Origin of the sequence: Hydrogenophaga palleronii (assembly GCF_031457455.1) — a bacterium.
In the GTDB taxonomy this organism is placed as follows: domain Bacteria; phylum Pseudomonadota; class Gammaproteobacteria; order Burkholderiales; family Burkholderiaceae_C; genus Hydrogenophaga; species Hydrogenophaga palleronii_A.
Genome location: NZ_JAVDWU010000001.1, coordinates 432967 through 451468 on the forward strand (window position 1 = coordinate 432967; position 18502 = coordinate 451468).

General features: G+C 62.0%; 16 protein-coding genes. 4 read left to right on the top strand and 12 right to left on the bottom strand.

Features of this window, described 5'->3' with window-relative positions:
* The first annotated feature begins 45 nt into the window (after positions 1-45).
* The 3 genes from J2W49_RS02035 (at position 46) to J2W49_RS02045 (ending at position 5052) form a co-directional block, all read left to right on the top strand.
* Positions 46-2274, top strand: coding sequence for an ATP-binding protein (locus tag J2W49_RS02035; RefSeq protein WP_310311097.1), 2229 nt, complete (start codon positions 46-48; stop codon positions 2272-2274).
* 419 nt (positions 2275-2693) lie between these two features.
* Positions 2694-4172 (top strand): SulP family inorganic anion transporter, encoded by a 1479-nt coding sequence (locus J2W49_RS02040; RefSeq protein WP_310311099.1) that lies wholly within the window; start codon positions 2694-2696, stop codon positions 4170-4172.
* Positions 4173-4188: 16 nt separating this feature from the next.
* Positions 4189-5052, top strand: coding sequence for a universal stress protein (locus tag J2W49_RS02045; protein WP_310311100.1), 864 nt, complete (start codon positions 4189-4191; stop codon positions 5050-5052).
* Positions 5053-5091: 39 nt separating this feature from the next.
* Here J2W49_RS02045 and tolA read toward each other — a convergent pair whose 3' ends face one another.
* From tolA to ribD, 10 genes are all read right to left on the bottom strand, one after another.
* A complete protein-coding gene (gene tolA / locus J2W49_RS02050) occupies positions 5092-6015 on the bottom strand; it encodes a cell envelope integrity protein TolA (protein WP_310311103.1) in 924 nt (307 codons plus the stop codon).
* Between the two features lie 3 nt (positions 6016-6018).
* On the bottom strand, positions 6019-6459 hold the full coding sequence (locus J2W49_RS02055; protein ID WP_310311105.1) for an ExbD/TolR family protein: 441 nt from the start codon (positions 6457-6459) through the stop codon (positions 6019-6021).
* Positions 6460-6461: 2 nt separating this feature from the next.
* The gene (tolQ, locus tag J2W49_RS02060) at positions 6462-7166 is read right to left on the bottom strand and encodes a protein TolQ (protein WP_310311108.1); all 705 of its coding nucleotides are present in this window, start codon (positions 7164-7166) and stop codon (positions 6462-6464) included.
* A gap of 50 nt (positions 7167-7216) precedes the next feature.
* Positions 7217-7681 carry a YbgC/FadM family acyl-CoA thioesterase gene (locus J2W49_RS02065; protein WP_310311111.1) on the bottom strand — a complete coding sequence of 155 codons (465 nt, stop codon included), beginning with the start codon at positions 7679-7681 and terminating at the stop codon, positions 7217-7219.
* Positions 7678-8910, bottom strand: coding sequence for a pyridoxal phosphate-dependent aminotransferase (locus J2W49_RS02070; protein ID WP_310311114.1), 1233 nt, complete (start codon positions 8908-8910; stop codon positions 7678-7680). The genes J2W49_RS02065 and J2W49_RS02070 overlap by 4 nt, the downstream gene beginning before the upstream one ends.
* Before the next feature lie 18 nt (positions 8911-8928).
* Entirely contained in the window at positions 8929-9456 is a 528-nt protein-coding gene (gene nusB, locus J2W49_RS02075; protein WP_405000967.1) for a transcription antitermination factor NusB, read from the bottom strand.
* Positions 9457-9460: 4 nt separating this feature from the next.
* Entirely contained in the window at positions 9461-9925 is a 465-nt protein-coding gene (ribH, locus tag J2W49_RS02080; protein ID WP_310311118.1) for a 6,7-dimethyl-8-ribityllumazine synthase, read from the bottom strand.
* Between the two features lie 36 nt (positions 9926-9961).
* Positions 9962-11092 (bottom strand): bifunctional 3,4-dihydroxy-2-butanone-4-phosphate synthase/GTP cyclohydrolase II, encoded by a 1131-nt coding sequence (gene ribBA / locus J2W49_RS02085; RefSeq protein ID WP_310311121.1) that lies wholly within the window; start codon positions 11090-11092, stop codon positions 9962-9964.
* Positions 11089-11736, bottom strand: a complete 648-nt coding sequence (locus J2W49_RS02090; RefSeq protein ID WP_310311123.1) for a riboflavin synthase — start codon at positions 11734-11736, stop codon at positions 11089-11091. The genes ribBA and J2W49_RS02090 overlap by 4 nt, the downstream gene beginning before the upstream one ends.
* Before the next feature lie 91 nt (positions 11737-11827).
* A complete protein-coding gene (gene ribD / locus J2W49_RS02095; RefSeq protein WP_310312110.1) occupies positions 11828-12946 on the bottom strand; it encodes a bifunctional diaminohydroxyphosphoribosylaminopyrimidine deaminase/5-amino-6-(5-phosphoribosylamino)uracil reductase RibD in 1119 nt (372 codons plus the stop codon).
* Positions 12947-13162: 216 nt separating this feature from the next.
* Here ribD and J2W49_RS02100 point away from each other — a divergent pair, with 216 nt between their 5' ends.
* Positions 13163-13645 (top strand): GspH/FimT family pseudopilin, encoded by a 483-nt coding sequence (locus J2W49_RS02100; protein WP_310311125.1) that lies wholly within the window; start codon positions 13163-13165, stop codon positions 13643-13645.
* Between the two features lie 45 nt (positions 13646-13690).
* Here the strand turns inward: J2W49_RS02100 and J2W49_RS02105 are convergent, their stop codons facing one another.
* Entirely contained in the window at positions 13691-14134 is a 444-nt protein-coding gene (locus J2W49_RS02105; protein ID WP_310311129.1) for a type IV pilin protein, read from the bottom strand.
* Positions 14135-14177: 43 nt separating this feature from the next.
* Entirely contained in the window at positions 14178-18485 is a 4308-nt protein-coding gene (locus J2W49_RS02110) for a pilus assembly protein (RefSeq protein WP_310311132.1), read from the bottom strand.
* Positions 18486-18502 lie beyond the last annotated feature (17 nt).

Consider the following 18502-nt stretch of genomic DNA (forward strand, 5'->3'; position numbering starts at 1 on the left):
CGCTCGCTCAATTTAAGGAGGCGTCGGTCGATACTTTCGTAAACCATGAAACTGCAACACAAAGCCTGGGTGCTGATATTGCTCGTCGTTGCACTCTGCGCCGGCGGGGCCATGCTGGGCGCGCGCTTCATCGTTTCCGAGTCGTTTGAACGCCTGGAAGCCGACCGCGCGGCCACGGAAGGTGAGCGCGCCCGCCGTGTGCTGGATCAGCAGGTTCAGGCCTTGAGTGCCACCGTGCGCGACTACGCGTTCTGGGTTGACGCGGTGGCCTATGTGCTTGGGCAGAAACCCGAGTTCATGGACGACAACTTCGACACCGAGAATCTGGGGTACCTGGGTATTTCGGAAGTGCTGGTGCTCGATGCGCGGGGCAACACGGTGTCCACCGTGGCGCGCGTGGGAGGCGACGAGCTGGGTGAAATCGCTGCTGATCGTGTGGGTGCCCTGCGCGATCTCATGATGCCTGTGCTTGCTGCCGGAGATGTCAAAGCCTTTCTGAAGACCCTTCGCGTGGTTGATGGTCAACTCGAGGTGGTGGTGGGTGCTGCGGTGCACCGGCCGGACGACGAGAGTCCGGTCGCCGTGGGGGCCATCGTCATGGTGCGCCGTTTCGACGAAACTGCGGTGGAGAGCCTGTCCAATGTGTTGATGATGCCGGCTCGCCTGTCGTTGACCGCGCCGGACCACGCGGGTCAGCTTTCACATCTGGAACCCGGAAACGACGATCACGACGAGTTGCACGCAGTGCTTGTCGACCAGCAAGGGCTTCCGGTGGCCGAGCTGGTGCTGTCGCTGGACCGGCGGCTTCATCAGCAGGCCGAAACGGTGGCGTGGACGGCCATGGGCCTGGCGGCTTTGGCGGGTCTGCTGGCCAGTGTGCTGCTGGTGACCTTGCTGGATCGCATGCTGCTTCGCCGCGTGCAGGGTCTGCACGACGACCTGAAGCGCATCACCGAAGGTGATCTCACCGGGTCGGTGAGCGTGCGACCGTTGGGCAAAGATGAACTGAGTCACCTGGCACGCGGCATCAACCAGTTGCTTGACCGTGTTCGACGGGATGCCGTGGCCCAGCGTGAGGCGCATGCACAGCAGGAAGCCTTGCAGATGCAGTTGCTGCAAAGCCAGAAGATCGAGGCCTTGGGACGCTTTACCGGTGGCATTGCGCACGACTTCAACAATTCACTGGCCGCGATCTCGGGGTGGACAAAGATGGCCGTGGAAGATCTCGACTCGGCACACCCCAGCCACGAAGCCTTGCAGCACGCGCTGAAAGCCACCCGGTACGCCGACGGGCTGATGCGCCAGTTGCTCGCCTACAGCCGCCAGTCGCCGCCGCGCATGGAGCGGGTGCGCCTGAGCAGCTTGATCGAAGAAGTCCGTACGCTGGTGGCCTCCGGTTTGATACGCCGCAGCCAACTGGACATCCACCTGTTGACAGAGGACGACTGGGTGCAGGCCGATCCCACTCAGATGCAGCAGGTGCTGGTCAATCTGCTGATGAACGCTTCCGACGCCATGCAGGGCGAGGGCACCATCCACCTGACGCTCGATGCGTTTGATTTGCAAGCCGGCGCGCCGATTGCAAACCAACCCGAAACGGCAGGCCTGCCGGCAGGGCGCTATGTGTGTCTGCGTGTGCGCGACGAAGGCCCCGGCATTCCGCCAGAGCACCTGCACAGGGTGTTTGACCCCTTCTTCACGACAAAAAAGGTGGGACGCGGCACCGGCCTGGGTCTGTCGGTGGTGCACGGCATCATGTCGCGCCACGGTGGAGAAATCGGTGTGGCCAGCCCCCCTGGAGAAGGCGCATGCATGACCTTGTACCTGCCCGCAGCAGAAGAAGCGCGCACGGGCACCCCTGTCCAGCATCAGTCCCCGCCCATGCAGAAGAGTCGTCATCTGCTGTTCGTGGACGACGATCAGCTCGTTCGCCATGCCTGGAGTCGCCTGCTCGAACGCCAGGGGTGGCAGGTCACCCGCGCACGTGATGGGGAAGAGGGCTGGAAGCTGTTCACACAGAGCCAGACCCGCTGGGACGTGGTGCTGACCGATCTGACCATGCCCCGCCTCAATGGCCTGGGTCTGGCTTCCCGCATTCGGGCCACCAGGAGCCCACCCCCCATCGTGCTCATGAGCGGCAATATCGGGACCGAAGAGCGCCTTGAGCTGCTGCGCACCAGCTTTGCAGCGGTGTTGCACAAACCCGTCGATGCGGCCGAGCTCGAAAGCGTGCTGCGCGAAGTTACCCAGGACCGCGCCACTGTCGTTGATTGATGCAGAGCGTCTGGTGCGCCGAGTGCGCTGGCCTGTGGGCTGGTGGAGACGGGAGGCACCGGGCGCAAGGCGGAGCTCGGCGCAACGCGGCCGCTCCACTACAATGCGGGTTTTCCCTTGGCCTTGAGCATGCCGTCATGGCCCATGCCGCCCCATCGCGCCACACGGAGCCACCCTTGTAAAACCTTCAACCCGACCGTTTCGTTTGTCGTTCCGCGCCTTGCCCTTGCCTGCATTGCTGCGTGGCCGATCTGACTCGGTATACGGGTGAATTGCCTGCTGTCACCACCGGCAGCCCAGGCAACACGGGGTTCGTATGCACGGCTCGTGAAACCTCCGCGTTTCAATCCTCTTCGTCCCCATCTCCATCTTATTGACAGCCCGCCGAGCTCTCTTTTCGGCGGTGCGGAGTGTTTGAATTGATCAAGAATTTCCGACAGGACTGGTTGTCCAATGTCCGCAACGACTTGCTCGCCGGCCTCGTGGTTGCACTGGCGCTGATCCCCGAGGCCATTGCCTTTTCCATCATTGCGGGTGTGGACCCCAAGGTGGGCCTGTATGCCTCGTTCTGCATTGCAGTAGTGATTGCCTTCACCGGCGGGCGCCCGGGCATGATTTCCGCCGCCACCGGGGCCATGGCGTTGGTGATGGTCACCCTGGTCAAAGACCACGGTCTGCAGTACCTGCTGGCGGCCACGGTGCTCACCGGCGTGCTGCAGATCATTGCCGGGTGGGTGCGCCTGGGCGTCCTGATGCGCTTTGTGTCCCGCTCGGTGGTCACTGGCTTTGTCAATGCATTGGCGATCCTGATCTTCATGGCGCAGTTGCCCGAGCTCACCAACGTCACCTGGCACGTGTACGCCATGACGGCTGCAGGCCTGACCATCATCTATGGTTTGCCCTACATCACCAAGGCCGTGCCCTCGCCGCTGGTGACCATCGTCGTGCTGACCGGTGTGGCCATTTTCATGGACCTGGACATCCGCACTGTGGGCGACATGGGCGAGCTGCCCGACAGCCTGCCGTTTTTCCTGATCCCGGACATCCCGCTCACTTTCGAAACGCTGCAGATCATCCTTCCCTACTCGCTCACGCTGATGGTGGTGGGTTTGCTGGAATCGCTCATGACCGCCACGATCGTGGACGACCTGACCGACACCAAGAGCGACAAGAACCGCGAATGCGTGGGGCAGGGCGTGGCCAACATCACCAGCGGCTTCATCGGTGGTATGGCCGGCTGCGCCATGATTGGCCAATCCATCATCAACATCAAATCGGGTGGTCGCGGTCGCCTTTCGACCTTGTCGGCGGGTATCTTCCTGTTGCTGATGGTGGTGTTCCTGGGTGACTGGGTGGGCAAGATTCCCATGGCCGCGCTGGTGGCGGTGATGATCATGGTGTCCATCGGCACCTTCAATTGGAGCTCCATCCGCAACCTGCGCGATCACCCCAGGAGTTCCAGCTTCGTGATGATCGCCACCGTTGCGGTCACGGTGGCCACGCACGATCTGGCCAAAGGCGTGCTCACCGGCGTGTTGCTCTCTGGCTTTTTCTTTGCCCACAAGGTCGGTCAGATCCTGCGTGTGCGGTCGCTGTCTGAGGCCGAAGGCCGCACCCGCACCTACACCATCCTGGGCCAGGTGTTCTTCGCTTCAGCCGATCGGTTCATTGCCTCGTTCGACTTCAAGGAAGTGATTGAAAAGGTGCGCATCGACGTGAGCCGCGCGCACTTCTGGGACATCACCGCCATCGGTGCGCTCGACAAGGTGGTGCTCAAGTTCCGCCGCGAGGGCACGGAAGTCGAGGTGATCGGCCTCAACGAAGCCAGTGCCACCATGGTCGATCGATTTGCGGTGCACGACAAGGATGGCGCAGACAACATGCTGATAGGCCACTGATCCGGGAGACGAAAACATGACACGAGACCTCAAAGTCCTCGCCTGTGTCGACCAGTCGGCCTACGCCAATCACGTGGCCGACTACGCCGTCTGGGCCGCATTGCGCATGAATGCCCCGCTGGAGTTCCTGCACGTGATCGATCGCCACGCGCCTGTGGGTGCCGGTCAGGATCACAGCGGCTCCATCGGTGCCAACGCCCAGGAAAATCTGCTCTCGCAGCTCTCTACCGAGGACGAAGTCCGGAGCCGCGCGGCGCGCGACAGCGGGCGCATCTTCCTCAACACACTGCGCGAACGCGCACTGGCGGCTGGCGTGTCCACTGTGGACACGCGTCAGCGCCATGGCGACCTGGAAGAGACGCTGACCGAACAGCAGAACGACGTGCGGCTGTTTGTGCTGGGCCGCAGAGGAGCCTCGGCCGACAACACCCAGCGCGACCTGGGGCGCCATGTCGAATGGGTGGTGCGTGCTTTGCAGCGGCCGATTCTGGTGGTGACCGAGGGCTTCAAGGCGCCCGAGCGGGTGCTGATAGCCTTCGATGGCAGCAGCATCACGCGCAAGGGTGTGGAGATGGTGGCAGCAAGTCCATTGTTTCAAGGCCTGCCCATTCACATTGTGATGGCCGGCAAGCCCGGCCAGGATGCTCCCAAACAGATGGAGTGGGCCCGCAACAAGCTCGAAGCCGCCGGCTTTGGCGTGGTGACCGAGATCGTGCCGGGCGATCCAGAGACCGTGATCGGCGCAACCGTGCGCAGCAAGGGCATCGACCTGTTGATGATGGGTGCCTACACGCACTCGCCGTTGCGCAGCCTGGTCATGGGCAGCAAGACCACCGATCTGCTGCGCGTGGCGCGAATTCCGACGCTGCTGCTGCGCTGAAAGGGCGGGGGGCAGGCCTGGTGCTCCTGCAGCCCGTCGTCAGTCCTGCGGCCGAAGCCCAATGATCAACGACGAAGGCACACGACCATCGGTGTCGCGCGGCAGCGTGCCCGTGCGCTCGATGGCGCGCAGGGCGGCATCGTCCCAGGCCTTGTTGCCGCTGCTCTTGACCAGACGGCTCGATGTGATGGTGCCATCGGGCAGCGTGCGGATTTCGATTTCCGCACGCGGGTTGCCGGGCGCCGGTTCGGTGAAGAGCACATTGGGCTTGATGGTGGCCGCCACGCGGCCGGCGTAACCAGGGGAGGGTCCGCTGGATTGTTGTGCCGTGCCGGTGGCCTGGGGGCCGCCGCTTGCGCCAGCCTGTCCCATCATGCGGCGGATCTGATCCTGGCGGGCGCGCTCCTGCGCCGCCGCCTGCTCTTTCTGCGCCTCCGCCTGCTTGCGCGCATGCTCGCGTTTGGCGGCCTCTTCCTTGGCCTGCTTTTCCTTGCGTTCCTTATCTGCCTTGGCGCGCTTCTCTGCTTCCGCCTTGGCCTCGACCGCTTTCTTGGCATCCTCGGCCTTCTTGGCATCCGCAGCCTTCTTCGCTGCAGCCTCGCGCTCCCGCTTTTCTGCCTCCGCCTTTTTCTTGGCCCGTTCCACCGCGATCTGAGCCTCATTCGGGGCGGGCGGCGCTGGCGGAGGTGGCGCAGGCGCGGGGGACGGCTCTGGAGGGGGAGCCGGTTCAGGCTCGGGTTTGGGTTCGGGTGGGGGCGGCACAGCGCGTGGCGCTGCCTGTTGCGGCAGGCGCGACCAGATCTCAGCCTCGAAGGTGGCGGTCGGGTCGTCGTGCTTCCAGTTCACGCCCCAGGTCAGGGCCGCAATCAGCAAAGCATGAACCACCAGGGCAAGGCCCATGGGGCCCAGCCAGCGGCCGGCGCGGGGGGGAGCGAGGTCGAGATGGTCGGCGGTCGATTGCATGGATTAGCGAGAACTCTGAACCGACAGACCCACGCGCTCGATGCCGGCGCGCTGCAGGGCGTCCATGACCTTGACCACCGCTTCGTATTTCACGTTCTTGTCGGCGCTGATCACCACGGGTGCGGGCGCTGTACCTTCTGGCGCCGTACCTTGCAGCTGACTCACACGCTCGACCAGTTGACTCATGGGTACATCCTGGCCTTCACCTTTGGTGCTGCCTTCGCGCACTTTCAGCTGTTCGTCCTTGTCGATCACCACCTGCACGAAGTGCTCGGGCTGACGCGCAGCCTGGCCCACGGTGGGCAGTTCGATCTGGCTCGGCGTGATGAGCGGGGCGGTCACCATGAAGATGATCAACAGCACCAGCATCACGTCAATGAAGGGCACCATGTTGATTTCGTTGATGGTGCGGCGACCACGTCCGCGGGATGACACGGCTGGCATGTTCAGTGTCCCGAGGCGGTTTGGGGAGGCGTGTGCACGCCCAGGTTGCGCTGCAGGATGTTGGAGAACTCTTCCATGAAGGTCTCCATGGCATTGGCCACCCTGTCGATATCGTGCGCAAAACGGTTGTAGGCCACCACCGCCGGGATGGCCGCAAACAGGCCAATGGCGGTGGCCACCAGTGCTTCCGCGATGCCGGGTGCGACGCTGGCCAGCGTGACCTGGGCCATGGCCGCCAGACCGGTGAAGGCATGCATGATGCCCCAGACGGTACCGAACAGGCCCACGTAAGGTGCCACCGACCCCACCGTACCCAGGAAGGACAGGTTGGTCTCCAGCGCGTCGAGTTCACGCTGGAAGCTGGCGCGCATGGCACGGCGGGCGCCGTCGAGCAAGGTGACGCCATCGGTGATCTTGCGTTCACGCAGCTTCTGGTATTCGCGCATGCCGCTGGCGAAAATGCGCTCCATGGGGCCACCGTGACGCGCACTTTGCGCCGCTGCCGCATACAGGTCGTTGAGGTTGGTGCCTGACCAGAATTCGCGCTCGAAGCCCTCGTTGTGATTCTTGACGCGCTTGATTGCGAAGATTTTTCGGAAGATCGCTGCCCAGCTGACGATCGACATGACGATCAGCAGCAGCACCACCGCCTGCACCACCCAGCTGGCGTTGAGCATCAATTGAACAATCGAGAGGTCTTGGGTCATGGGCTTCGGAGTGAGAAGTCTGGAAAAGGTTTCGTCTGGCCGAACGGGATTCAGAAGCTGATGCCGAGGGCGTTCAGCACAGACGCGGGAATTCGTTGGGGGCGCAGGGTCGCTGCATCGACCCAGCCGATCCGTATGGTGCCAGAGCACAACAACACCAGATCTGCTTGCGCCGAATCGGTGGGCACCCGGGTCGATGGCGTCTGGCAGTGCGCGGACTGCCCGATTGTGAGCGACGCGCGCCCCGCTTCCAGCACACGCGCTGTAACCAGAAGAAAATCATCCAGCCGCGCTGGGCGCTGGTAACGCACCTGCGTGTCGGTCACCACGAACATGCCGCCGATTTCGTCCCGTAGGCGCTGTTGCTCAATGCCCAGATGCCTGAGCCATTCCGTGCGCGCGCGCTCGAAGAACTTCAGGTAGTTGGCGTAAAAAACGATGCCGCCGGCGTCGGTGTCTTCCCAGTAGACGCGGACGGGCCACTGAAAGCCACCCAGCTCGTCTGCCGCGTTCACAGCGCCTGCTCCATGCGTTCAATCGCCTCTTGCAATTGCGGCATCGAACTGGCGGTGGAAAACCGCAGGTAACGCCAGGGCTCTGCACTGCCAAAGTCGCGACCCGGTGTGGCTGCGATCTGGCAGCGTTTCATCAATTCAAAGGCCAGCGCCCAACTGCCCCCTTCATCCGGGCGTTCGCCGTGTGGGGGGATGTCCCATCGGTCGCACCACTGGCGCACGTCGGCCCAGGCATAGAAGGCACCATCCGGCATCACGGGCACGGTCAGCCCCAGGCGATTGAGTTCGGGAATGAAAAAATCCCGGCGGGCCTTGAATTCGGCACGGCGTCGCTCGTATTCCGCCAGGCTCTCCGGCGCAAAGCAGGCCAGCGCCGCATGTTGGGCAATCGTGCTGGCGCAGATGAACAGGTTCTGCGCCAGCCGTTCCACCGCATGCACCAGCGCGGGGGGCACCACCAACCAGCCCAGGCGCCAGCCGGTCATGTTGAAGTATTTGGAGAAGCTGTTGATGCTGATGATGTCTTCGCCCAGATCGGTGCCGTCGGCGCCGCGCAGGCCCAGTGCACTGTGACCATAGGCATCGTCGAAACTGAGCCCGAGGTAGATCTCGTCGACCATCGTCACGCCGCCCTTGCTGCGAACCCACTGCGCGATGCGTGCCAGTTCTTCACGGCCGATGGACGTGCCTGTCGGGTTGGACGGTGAAGCGAGCAGAACTCCCCGGGTGGCCTCTCCCCAGGCCGCTTCGACCTGGGCGGCACTGAGCTGGAAGCGGTTCTCCGGCCCTGACGGAATCAGCACCGCGCGTCCCTCGGCGGCCTGCACAAACTGGCGGTTGCAGGGATAGCTCGGGTCCGGCATCAGTACTTCGTCGCCTGCCTCGATCAAGGTGAGACAGGCCAGTTGCAAGGCAGCTGAGGCACCCGCCGTGACGATGATGCGCTGCGGGTCGATGTCCAGCCCAAAGCGCGAAGCGTACCAGCCGCTGATGGCCTCCCTCAACGCGGGCAGGCCCGTGGCCTGGGTGTACTGGCTGTGGCCCGCCTGGATGGCTCGCTGGGCAGCGGCTTGTACCAGCGGTGGCGCGGTGAAATCCGGCTCACCGATGTTGAGGTACAGCATGGAGCGGTCACCGGGCCGTAATTCGGCCGCCTGGGCCGCAGCGGCCTTGGCCAGTTCCATCACGTAAAAGGGTTCGACGCGCTGAGCCCGTCGGGAAATCTTCATGGCTTGGTCCCGAGCGCGTCAGGACGCTTCATCGCCCGAGCGGATGGCCGGGCCTTTGCGTGTACCTGTTTTTGCGGGTGCAGCTGCGACTTCCACGGGCCGCAACTGGGCGGCCAACTGGTGCAGCACGCCATTGACGTACTTGTGGCCATCGGTGCCGCCAAAGGACTTGGCGAGTTCAATGCACTCGTTGAGCACCACGCGCCAGGGCACGTCCAGGCAATGCTGGAACTCGTACACACCGATCCACAGCACGGCGTGCTCGATCGGCGAGATTTCGGCCATGGGCCGGTCCAGCAGCGGCGCAATCAGCACGTCTTGTGCAGAAGCGCCGGCAATGCAGCCGTGCAACAGCGCGTCGTAGTGCACGCTGTCTGCCTTGTGGAAGCCGCTGAGATCGCGGGTGAACGCGTCGATGTCGCCCGCGTCGTTGCGGCCGACCAGGTGCTGGTACAGCGCCTGGAGGGCGAATTCGCGTGCGCGGGTGCGGGCCGACTTGTCGGCCGCCTTGCGGGCCTTGGGGGGCGTGGTGGGAGCGTCAGTCATCGTCTCAGGCAATCTGTTCAAGCAAGTGCGCCATCTCAACCGCGACGCGGGCCGCATCGCGGCCCTTGTCCACCTGGCGCGCAACGGCCTGTTCCATGTTCTCGGTGGTGAGAATGGCATTGGCGATCGGGATCTGGTAGTCCAGCGACAGGCGCGTCACGCCGGCCCCGGATTCGTTGGCCACCAGCTCGAAGTGGTAGGTCTCACCGCGGATGATGCAGCCCAAGGCGATCAGCGCGTCGAAGTCGTCGCGCTCTGCCAGAGCCTGCAGGGCCACCGGCACTTCGAGGGCGCCAGGGACCTTCACATGCGTGATGTTCTTTTCCTGCACGCCCATGGCCAGCAGCTCGTCATGGCAGGCTTCGAACAGGGCGTCGGTGATGGATTCATTGAAGCGGGCCTGCACGATGCCCACGGCGATTTTTTTGCCGTCGAGGGGGTCTGTGCTGCCTTTGTCTGCGCCAAACATGTGGAATTCCGTTTCTATTTTTTGTTGATGACCGAATCAGTCGTCGTGGCCGAGGTAACCGGTGATTTCCAGCCCGTAGCCCGTCATGCTGGGCATGCGGCGCGGTTTGCCCATGAGCTGCATGCGATGCACGCCGCACTCCCGCAGAATCTGTGCACCCACGCCGTAGGTGCGAAGATCCATGCGCCCGCGCTCTGGCGCCTGCGCGGACCGGGCGGTGCCTTCGAACTGAGCCAGCAGCTGGGCCGCCGTTTCGCCGCAGTTGAGCAACACCGCTACGCCCATGCCTGCCTTCTCCAGATGTCGCAGGCTGGCTTCCAGACTCCAGCTGTGCATGGACCGGTTCACTTCCAGCGCGTCAAGTACCGACAGGGGCTCATGAACCCGCACCGGCACCGACGCTTCCGGGCTCCACTGGCCCTTGACCAATGCCAGATGCAAGGCGCCGCTGGGCTGGTCACGGAAGGCGGTGACGCTGAACTCGCCGAACGCGGTGTGCAGCGGGCGTGTGCCCAGTTTTTGCACCAGGGTTTCGTTGCGGCTGCGGTGTTCGATCAGATCGGCAATGGTGCCAATCTTCAGGCCGTGCTCGGCCGCAAACAGCTGCAGATCGGGCAGGCGGGCCATGGTTCCGTCGTCCTTCATGATCTCGCAGATCACGGCCGAAGGGCTGCAGCCAGCCATGGCGGCCAGATCACAGCCGGCTTCGGTGTGGCCGGCGCGCATGAGCACACCGCCTTCGACCGCCTGCAGCGGAAAAATGTGGCCCGGCTGCACCAGATCGGTGGCTTGAGCACCCGGAGCAACCGCCGCCTGCACGGTGCGCGCCCGGTCGGCCGCAGAAATACCGGTGGTCACGCCTTCCGCCGCTTCAATAGAGACCGTGAATGCCGTGCTCATCTTGGTGCCATTGCGCGGCACCATGGGCGGGAGGTTCAAGCGCTCGCAACGCTCACGGGTCAGGGTCAGGCAGATCAGGCCGCGGCCATAACGCGCCATGAAATTGATGGCTTCTGGCGAAACATGATCGGCTGCCAGCACCAGATCACCTTCGTTCTCACGGTCCTCTTCGTCAACCAGAATGACGATTTTTCCGGCCCGCATGTCCGCGACGATGTCTTCAACAGGCGAAATCTGGACCGGTGCCAGGGTATCGGTGGCGCTCATGCGTTTTCCTTGGAGGAGGGTAGGGCGCCCGCGCTGAGCATGCGCTCCACATAACGCGCGACGGTGTCAATTTCAAGGTTGACGGCGTGGCCCGCAGCCAGCTGGCTCAGGGCGGTGTTTTCCACCGTGTGAGGAATGAGGTTGATGCTGAACTCGCAGCCTTCGGCGCTGTCCTCGATCTGGTTCACCGTAAGGCTCACGCCATTGACGGTGATGGACCCTTTGTAGGCCAGGTATTTGCCCAACGAAGGTGGCGCCATCACCCGCAGCTCCCAGCTTTCGCCCACCTGGGCAAAACGCGTCACCCGACCCACGCCGTCCACATGCCCTGACACGATATGGCCGCCCAGGCGGTCATTGGCCCTGAGCGCTTTTTCCAGATTGATGCGGTGGCCCGGTTCAGCCAGGCCCGTGGTCCGTGCCAGCGACTCGGCGGAAATGTCGATGGTGAACAGCCGCTGATCGGGATCAAGGGAGGTGACCGTCATGCAGGCGCCATTGAGCGCAATGCTGTCGCCCAGGCCCACGTCGTCGAGGTAGCCTGGCGGCGCCTCGATAGCAAGTCGCCTGCCATGGTCCAAAGAACTGCCCAGAGCGTGGAGGGCGGCGATGCGCCCCACGCCGGTGATGATGCCGGTAAACATCGGGCTATTTTCGCAGGGTTTGTGCGCCTGCTCCGGGCAACGTCAGCCTTGGCCTGCTGCAAGGACCGAATAAAACCCGTGGCAGGTGGGATCAGCCCTTGAGAAACGCGTCTCGATCCACCCCGCGCGCCAGAATGCGCAGGTCTTTGCCCACCCGTTCAACCGACTGGAACTGCAGCGGCAACCCCTCGCCGAGCTGCTGCAAGGGGCCAAAATTGGAAATGCCAGCACCTTGCCCCAGCAGTGTGGGCGCCAGGTAGAGCAGACATTCGTCCACCAGGCCGGCGCGGAGAAACGATCCGTTGAGCTTGTAGCCTGCTTCCAGGTGAAGTTCGTTCACCTCGCGCTGGGCCAGATCTTTCAACATGGCGCCCAGGTCCACCTTGCCGTTGGCATCGGGCAAACACCTGATCTGCGCGCCCAGTGCTTCTAGCGCAGCCTGTCTGGTGGCACCGGGCCGAGCGCAGTAAATCCAGACCTGGCGGGGCAACCCGTGTGCGGCGGGCTGAAACAGCCGGGCATCCGGCGGCGTTTCGAGGCGGCTGTCGACGATCACCAGATGGGGCTGCCGAGTCGCCGGCACCAGCCGCACGTCAAGCATGGGATCGTCTTCAAGCACCGTACCGATACCGGTGAGCACCGCACAAGCCCGCGCCCGCCAGCCATGGCCATCGGTGCGCGATTCTTCAGAAGTGATCCATTGGCTGGTGCCATTGGCCAGCGCCGTCGTGCCGTCGAGCGAAGCTGCCATTTTCATGCGCACCCAGGGGGTGCCACGGATCATGCGGCTGAAGAAGCCGATGTTGAGTTCCCGCACAGCACGTGTCACCTCATGGTCTGCCGACAGTACCTCCACTTCAATGCCTGCAGCCCTCAACTTTTCAATCCCGCGCCCCGCGACCAGCGGATTCGGATCTCTCGTTGCGACCACCACCTTCCGCACGCCAGCCACCACGAGGGCGTCGCAGCAGGGAGGTGTTCGCCCGTGATGAGAGCAGGGCTCCATCGTCACATAGGCGGTGGAGCCCTGGATGTCCATGCCTTGCGCTACTGCAGCGCGCAACGACATGACTTCGGCGTGCGGACCACCCACCTGTTGGGTGTGGCCGATGGCGCGCCGCGAATCCTGGGAGATCAGGGCGCAACCGACCGCAGGATTGGGTGCGCAGATGAGTCGTGCCAGTTGACCCGCCTCGGCCGCAGCAAGCATGGGGTCGGCGCTTGCCGAAGCTTCATCAGATTTGGGGTTGTTCAAATCGAAAGTACTCACATAGACTCCATCGATTGGAAAAATGGGTTCTAAAGAACTCACGCGCTGGCATCTCATGTGAAGTGGCGATGCAGCGAACGATCATGCAGTGTCAGGGAGGTGCGCGTGCGAAAAGGGAGTATGGGGAGTATGGGGAGTGCGAGGGGTGTTACTGCGGTGGAACTTGCCGTCGTGCTGGCAATAATGGCCATTCTGGCGTCGGTTGCCATACCGAGCTGGAAAGAGTTTTCAGCACGGCAGCGCAGGGATTCGCTGGCCAGTCAGTTGACTGCGCATATGGCATTGGCTCGAAGTGCAGCGATTAGCAGAGGGAGGCCGGTGGCACTGTCTACGCGGGGCACCGGCTGGCATTCTGGCTGGCGGGTGCATTTGGAATTGCACCGCAATGGAAGATGGGACGCCAATGAACCCATACTGGCCGAGCACGAAGGCGACCCTCAAGCGCAGATGGTGGGGAATGGGGCCATGAGCCGCTACCTGATATTCGACGCTGATGGACGCCCCGCACAGAACAATGGCGGTTTTCTGGCGGGGAGCATGGAGGTCTGCATTCCTTCGCAGCAGGGAGTCACCATGCTGGTGATGAGTGCAACCGGCCGCGTCCGCCAGGAACAGCGTCAGTCAGGCTGTTCGCGCTGAGGACACCCGTTGCGCCTTTATGTCGATGTCCCAACTGCTCTGCGCTCACTGCCAGCAGAGATTCATGGCGGCCGTGCCACTGCGGCCCTTGGTACCAGCCTGTGTCAACGTCAGTGTTCCGCACCCGGCATCATTGGTCGCTTGGCCGCCTTGTGGAACTGCTTGAATCGTGTAGGTGGATTGGGTGGGTTGGCCAGCCGTGAAGCTGAAGGTGTAGAAGGCGGTCATTTCCGCCCGACAGGTGGGATTCGCCAGCGCCACAGCGACAGGGGGGGTGGCCGCCGTCTGGTCGTAGCGCATGTTGGTGGTATAGAAGCGCTCCATGAACTGCGCCATTTCCACCAGACATCCCTGAGCGGCAGTGCGGCGGGTTTTGGTCACTGATTGAATGTAGCTCGGGTATGCCACCGCCGCCAGGATGGCAACGATGGCGACCACGATCATCACCTCAATCAGGGTGAAGCCCCGATGGCTGGATTTGTTGCTCATTGGTTTGTCCGTCGCATGACTGTAAATGCATTAGTGAGTTGGGTCACCGCACGATCTCCCGCCATGAAATGCGACCACGTAAGCCGGAGCCTGCGGGGCGGATGATCGCAACGCTGCCCACTTCTCCTTCCGAACCACCCCCTACCAAAAAGGGATCAACCAGCGCTGCCTCACCAGGCTTGCCGACGCCCAGGTCGATGGACCCCGGATAAACACCGTTCAGCATATCTTGCGTTGCAGGGTTGTCGTCAACATCGAAGAGGGGACTGGCCAAACGGCCACCGGTGAATGGGTTGACCGCATTCAGGTAACCACGACCCCCGGGGTTACATACGTCGTCCACGGGAATGACGGAACTGGCAAGCAGGGTTGGGTTGGTCAAGTTGTAGAAGCGCGAAGCGGTCACCATCCGTTCACCTTCGAGCACATTGTTGAATATCAGATCAATGACCCAGCCTCTCCTCGTCTGCATGGCATTGGGTTGGATCTCCCTGAACGTGCGCACGGGCCTGCCCGCGACCTCGCCGGCGTTCAAGAGACCGGGTGTCTGTAGCAACTCACTGCGCAATATGGGCGTTCCTGTGTCAATCAGGCCGTACCACGACTGCAATGCCGTGTTGGACGGGTCGGAGGTTTGAAAGTCGCTGCCGGTGCCGAAATGCACAAACCACCGACCCACATGCGGGTCGCCAGCGTATTCCGCCTCGGTTTTCATGGTCGCGGTAATGGGCGCCGTGATGGGTTGTGCCACGCCAGCGCTGGTCTCGGCGGTGAACAGCGGTTGACCACTATTGGCAATCGACCATGAAGCAGCCGAGTTGCCGGAGAGGTTGAACTTCCAGACGTTGCCCATCAGGTCGCCAGCGTAAGCCGTTGTTACCCTGCCGGCATTGTCCAGAACAAGGCCCGGGGTGGCAAGGCCATTGTCCCCGGCCACTCCAGTATCCAGCTTGCGAATCAGGGCGCCTGTACTCAAATTGAAGACGTAGAGCACGGCTCGGCGGTTGGTGCTGTTGTAGCCGTTGCCAATGATCACAGCCCATGTGCCATTTTGCAGTTGGGCGATGATGGGGCGGCCCAGCATGTAGCCCAGATCTGCATCGGTGGGAGAAAAGTACTCCCAGAGCACGTCGTCGCCATCGAAGTTGGCCGGGTCCGTCACATCGAGGCCGTACAAGCCTTTGCCACCGCGACCCAGCGCGCCCACCAGGTAGTTGCGGCCAGCCGTCTGGGTTCTGTTGGAGACGGCGATGTCGCCATCCACAAAATATTCGTGGTTTTGATCAAAAGCGACTTGAGACAGGTTCCTCAGGCGACTGAGGACAGCGCTGGGGATGTAGGCAAATTGCTCCGCCCCGTCCGTGCCACTGAACGCGTGCAGCATGCCGTCATTGGCACCCACGAATACGGTGCCCGTATCGGGCAAGTAGAAAGGCGAAGAGTGTGCGATATCACCCAGCACGGTATGCGGGTTACGGTCACGGAGCGTGCCTCCGTTGGCGATCTCAAGATCGCGATCTCCACGCAGATAGTTGACGATATTGGAGTTGCCCAATAGGGCCCGTTCGCTGGTGGAGAGCAGGCCCCAGTCAAATTCCGTACCGTCCAGCGTGCCGCCTTCCATTGACCCGAAGTAAATGCGGCGAACGTCGTGGGCTGGCAGCTCTTCGGCAGCATTCCAGGTGGCAGCAGCTGCCACGCCCCTATTGGTAGTGTCGTTCGTGACACGGTAGGCCAGCAAGCCACCTGACCAATTTTCCGGGTTGAAAAGTCCCTGGAAGACAAAGGTGGTGGCTGACGCACTGGTGCTGTTGGCCACCACGTTAGCTCCGCTGCCAGCACGGTTGATGATGTTGTCGAAGGCTCTGCGCAGCGACTCACTGAGTTCGAGAGGGTTTTGGACGAAGAAATAGGTGTCCGGCACGCCGTCCCCATCCCGGTCCCACTCAGAAGTCTGATCTAGTGTTCCGCTGTTGTTGCCGTCTACATAGCCGCCATGTTTGGCCGCATACCAAAGAGGGTCCTTGAGCAAGGTGGCAGCAGCGTTGTTGCTAGGCGTGAAAGTGTAGGTGGCGGGCGTCGGGGAATCGGTTGATGGATTCGCATAGGGCAAGGTGCCGCAGTCGGCCGGCATGGGACTCTGATTGCAGTCCCCTGGTGCCTGGCCAGGTCTGACGTTGAGGAAGTAGCCCGGCGTGGCGCTGTTGTCCTTGGCCACCAGATAGATACCGTCGGCAGAGGAGCCGGAAACAATGTAGCCCATGGAGTGCCCAATGCCACCAGCCTCGTAGGTTGGGGTCACGGTCACTTCCACCTGTCCTGCGGCGTTTTCCTGGATCACGTACCTTGCGATCGCATCCATGTCGTGGTCGGCGCCCTGTTCCACGTCTTCAAAGTTGATCTGGAATATGGCTTCGTAGCGTCCCTCGTTGGCTGAAGCGTCTGCATCGCCTGTGCCGGAGTTGGCAATTCGCTCCACGTAGAAATCCACAATCTGGTTGGTGGGCTGGAACTCGCCACTTGCAGCGTTGATGCCGCTGCCGCTGACGGATTTGGCAAAGGGGACGATGGTCACCGAGCGACCATTCGACGTGGTGACTTCGATCTTTGGTAAGGGGGAACTCAGCGCAACGACGTAGGTGTCAGCCGATTGCCTGCCTGTCAGTTCAGGCCGGAGGTCGGTGTCCCTGGCGTATTTGGCAACGGATGCGCTGTAGTAGCTACCTTGTTTGGTGGGTTCTTCTGGGGCCAGGCCACGGATTGTTCCCAAAGAATTGACAGTCTTGGGTGTGGGTGCTGCATCATAGAGAGCTTCAGATTGGCCTATGAACCTCAAACCGGTGATGTTTGATTCAATCGTTGTGATGGCATCGCCGATGGTTTCGACATTCAAACCGGTCAGGTCACCGGTAAAGGATGGTGCAAAGTAAGAGCCAGGCAACTGGTTGGAGTCGAACGACGGATTGACATCAGAAATGGTCAAAAAGCTGGCGCGGGCACAGGCAGCACCACTTGCCTCACTGTTCGGTGAATACGGATCGTCCCATGTCACTGAACTCAGCCCCACCTGCCCGTCTATGGTCTCGTCCCCAGCATAGGCCGCGGTGGCAGCGGAGCTGCCGGCAAAATAGCGCGTCGCTTCATAAAGCATCTCTCCGATGGGGTTGCCCCAGTCAGGGAATTCGCCCTGATTCATCGCCCTGGTCGTGACCCATCCACCTCTGTAGCGGTTTTCCGTGTTGCCGTTGTTGAAGTCGCGAATGCGCAGGTTATTGATGGTGTTGACAATGCGGGCGTTCGCATTGAATTGGCCGGTGGTGCTGTTGACTTCGTTGCTGAAGGAAGACACCACTTTGCGCAAACGGCCGCCGCTCATGTTGCGGTCGTAGCTGCCGGTCAGCAGGCCGAAATACATGCTGTCGTCTTCGCCATAGTCGTGCAAAAGGCCGACCGGTTTGTAGACGGGAGAACCACCATTCGGGTACTGCTTGCAGCCTGCGTTGAATATGGCGGTACAAACCTCAACCCTGACACTGAAGTCTTGTGCGGCACCGGTCCCGCTTGGAAAGCTGCCTGTTGAAAGTGAACCGGCCAGCACAGGGCGCTCCTTGGACGCCCATTCCCAGATCCTGTGGTTATTGCCAACGTCGGTGCGCACGCGCAGCAAGGGTTGCCGATCACTGCAATCGCTCAGAGTCGCACAATTGATTCCGTTGGTGTCGGTCAGGCTACCGAAAAAATGCCGTCCGTTGTTGGCAGGCAGGGCGAGCGGGGTGTAGTCTGCGATGTCGTAGCCATCTGTGGCCACGCTGTGGTATTCCTTGCCCCAGCTATGCGCATCCTGCGGAATGTAGGCGCGGCGCAAGATGGTCTGTGTGGTACTGTCCACTTCCCGATGGCCGCCATAAAGCACTTTGCGCAGTGCGTCGATACGGGTGGTGGTCACGTAGTTGAGCCACCGGCCTGACCATTGTGCGGTCCCGGTGCAGCGACCGGTATTCGCTTCTGCCGTGCCTCCAGGGGAAAAAAGATTGGACGCGTAGTTATAACAAAGGGTGGAGTCAAACAGGCCGTAGTAGTCGATGGACGGCTTGAATCTCACGTCCAAAGTGCCGTCGCCATCGACATCGCTGGCATCGTTGTAGGCTTCGTAAAACAGTTTGTGGTCTTTGCCCATCACCAGCATGGTCATGGGTGTGGCGTTGGTGGTGGCGCCCAGCGGCGTGTTGGGCCAGGTGATTGCATTGGCGCCAAAATAGACGGCCAGCGCCGAAGTGGCCACCACCACCTGTGCAACCCGGTTTGCAATCGTGGACAGCTTCATGGTGTTGCTCTCTGTTCTGTGTTTCATGATGTTCCTCTCCTATT

Bases quoted from the DNA above. Each gene is read 5' to 3' on its own strand.
- J2W49_RS02035 (WP_310311097.1), top strand. From the start codon at position 46: ATGAAACTGCAACACAAAGCCTGGGTGCTGATATTGCTCGTCGTTGCA.
- J2W49_RS02045 (WP_310311100.1), top strand. From the start codon at position 4,189: ATGACACGAGACCTCAAAGTCCTCGCCTGTGTCGACCAGTCGGCCTAC.
- tolA (WP_310311103.1), bottom strand. From the start codon at position 6,015: ATGCAATCGACCGCCGACCATCTCGACCTCGCTCCCCCCCGCGCCGGC.
- J2W49_RS02055 (WP_310311105.1), bottom strand. From the start codon at position 6,459: ATGCCAGCCGTGTCATCCCGCGGACGTGGTCGCCGCACCATCAACGAA.
- tolQ (WP_310311108.1), bottom strand. From the start codon at position 7,166: ATGACCCAAGACCTCTCGATTGTTCAATTGATGCTCAACGCCAGCTGG.
- J2W49_RS02070 (WP_310311114.1), bottom strand. From the start codon at position 8,910: ATGAAGATTTCCCGACGGGCTCAGCGCGTCGAACCCTTTTACGTGATG.
- nusB (WP_405000967.1), bottom strand. From the start codon at position 9,456: ATGACTGACGCTCCCACCACGCCCCCCAAGGCCCGCAAGGCGGCCGAC.
- ribH (WP_310311118.1), bottom strand. From the start codon at position 9,925: ATGTTTGGCGCAGACAAAGGCAGCACAGACCCCCTCGACGGCAAAAAA.
- ribBA (WP_310311121.1), bottom strand. From the start codon at position 11,092: ATGAGCGCCACCGATACCCTGGCACCGGTCCAGATTTCGCCTGTTGAA.
- J2W49_RS02090 (WP_310311123.1), bottom strand. From the start codon at position 11,736: ATGTTTACCGGCATCATCACCGGCGTGGGGCGCATCGCCGCCCTCCAC.
- ribD (WP_310312110.1), bottom strand. From the start codon at position 12,946: ATGCTTGCTGCGGCCGAGGCGGGTCAACTGGCACGACTCATCTGCGCA.
- J2W49_RS02105 (WP_310311129.1), bottom strand. From the start codon at position 14,134: ATGAGCAACAAATCCAGCCATCGGGGCTTCACCCTGATTGAGGTGATG.
- J2W49_RS02110 (WP_310311132.1), bottom strand. From the start codon at position 18,485: ATGAAACACAGAACAGAGAGCAACACCATGAAGCTGTCCACGATTGCA.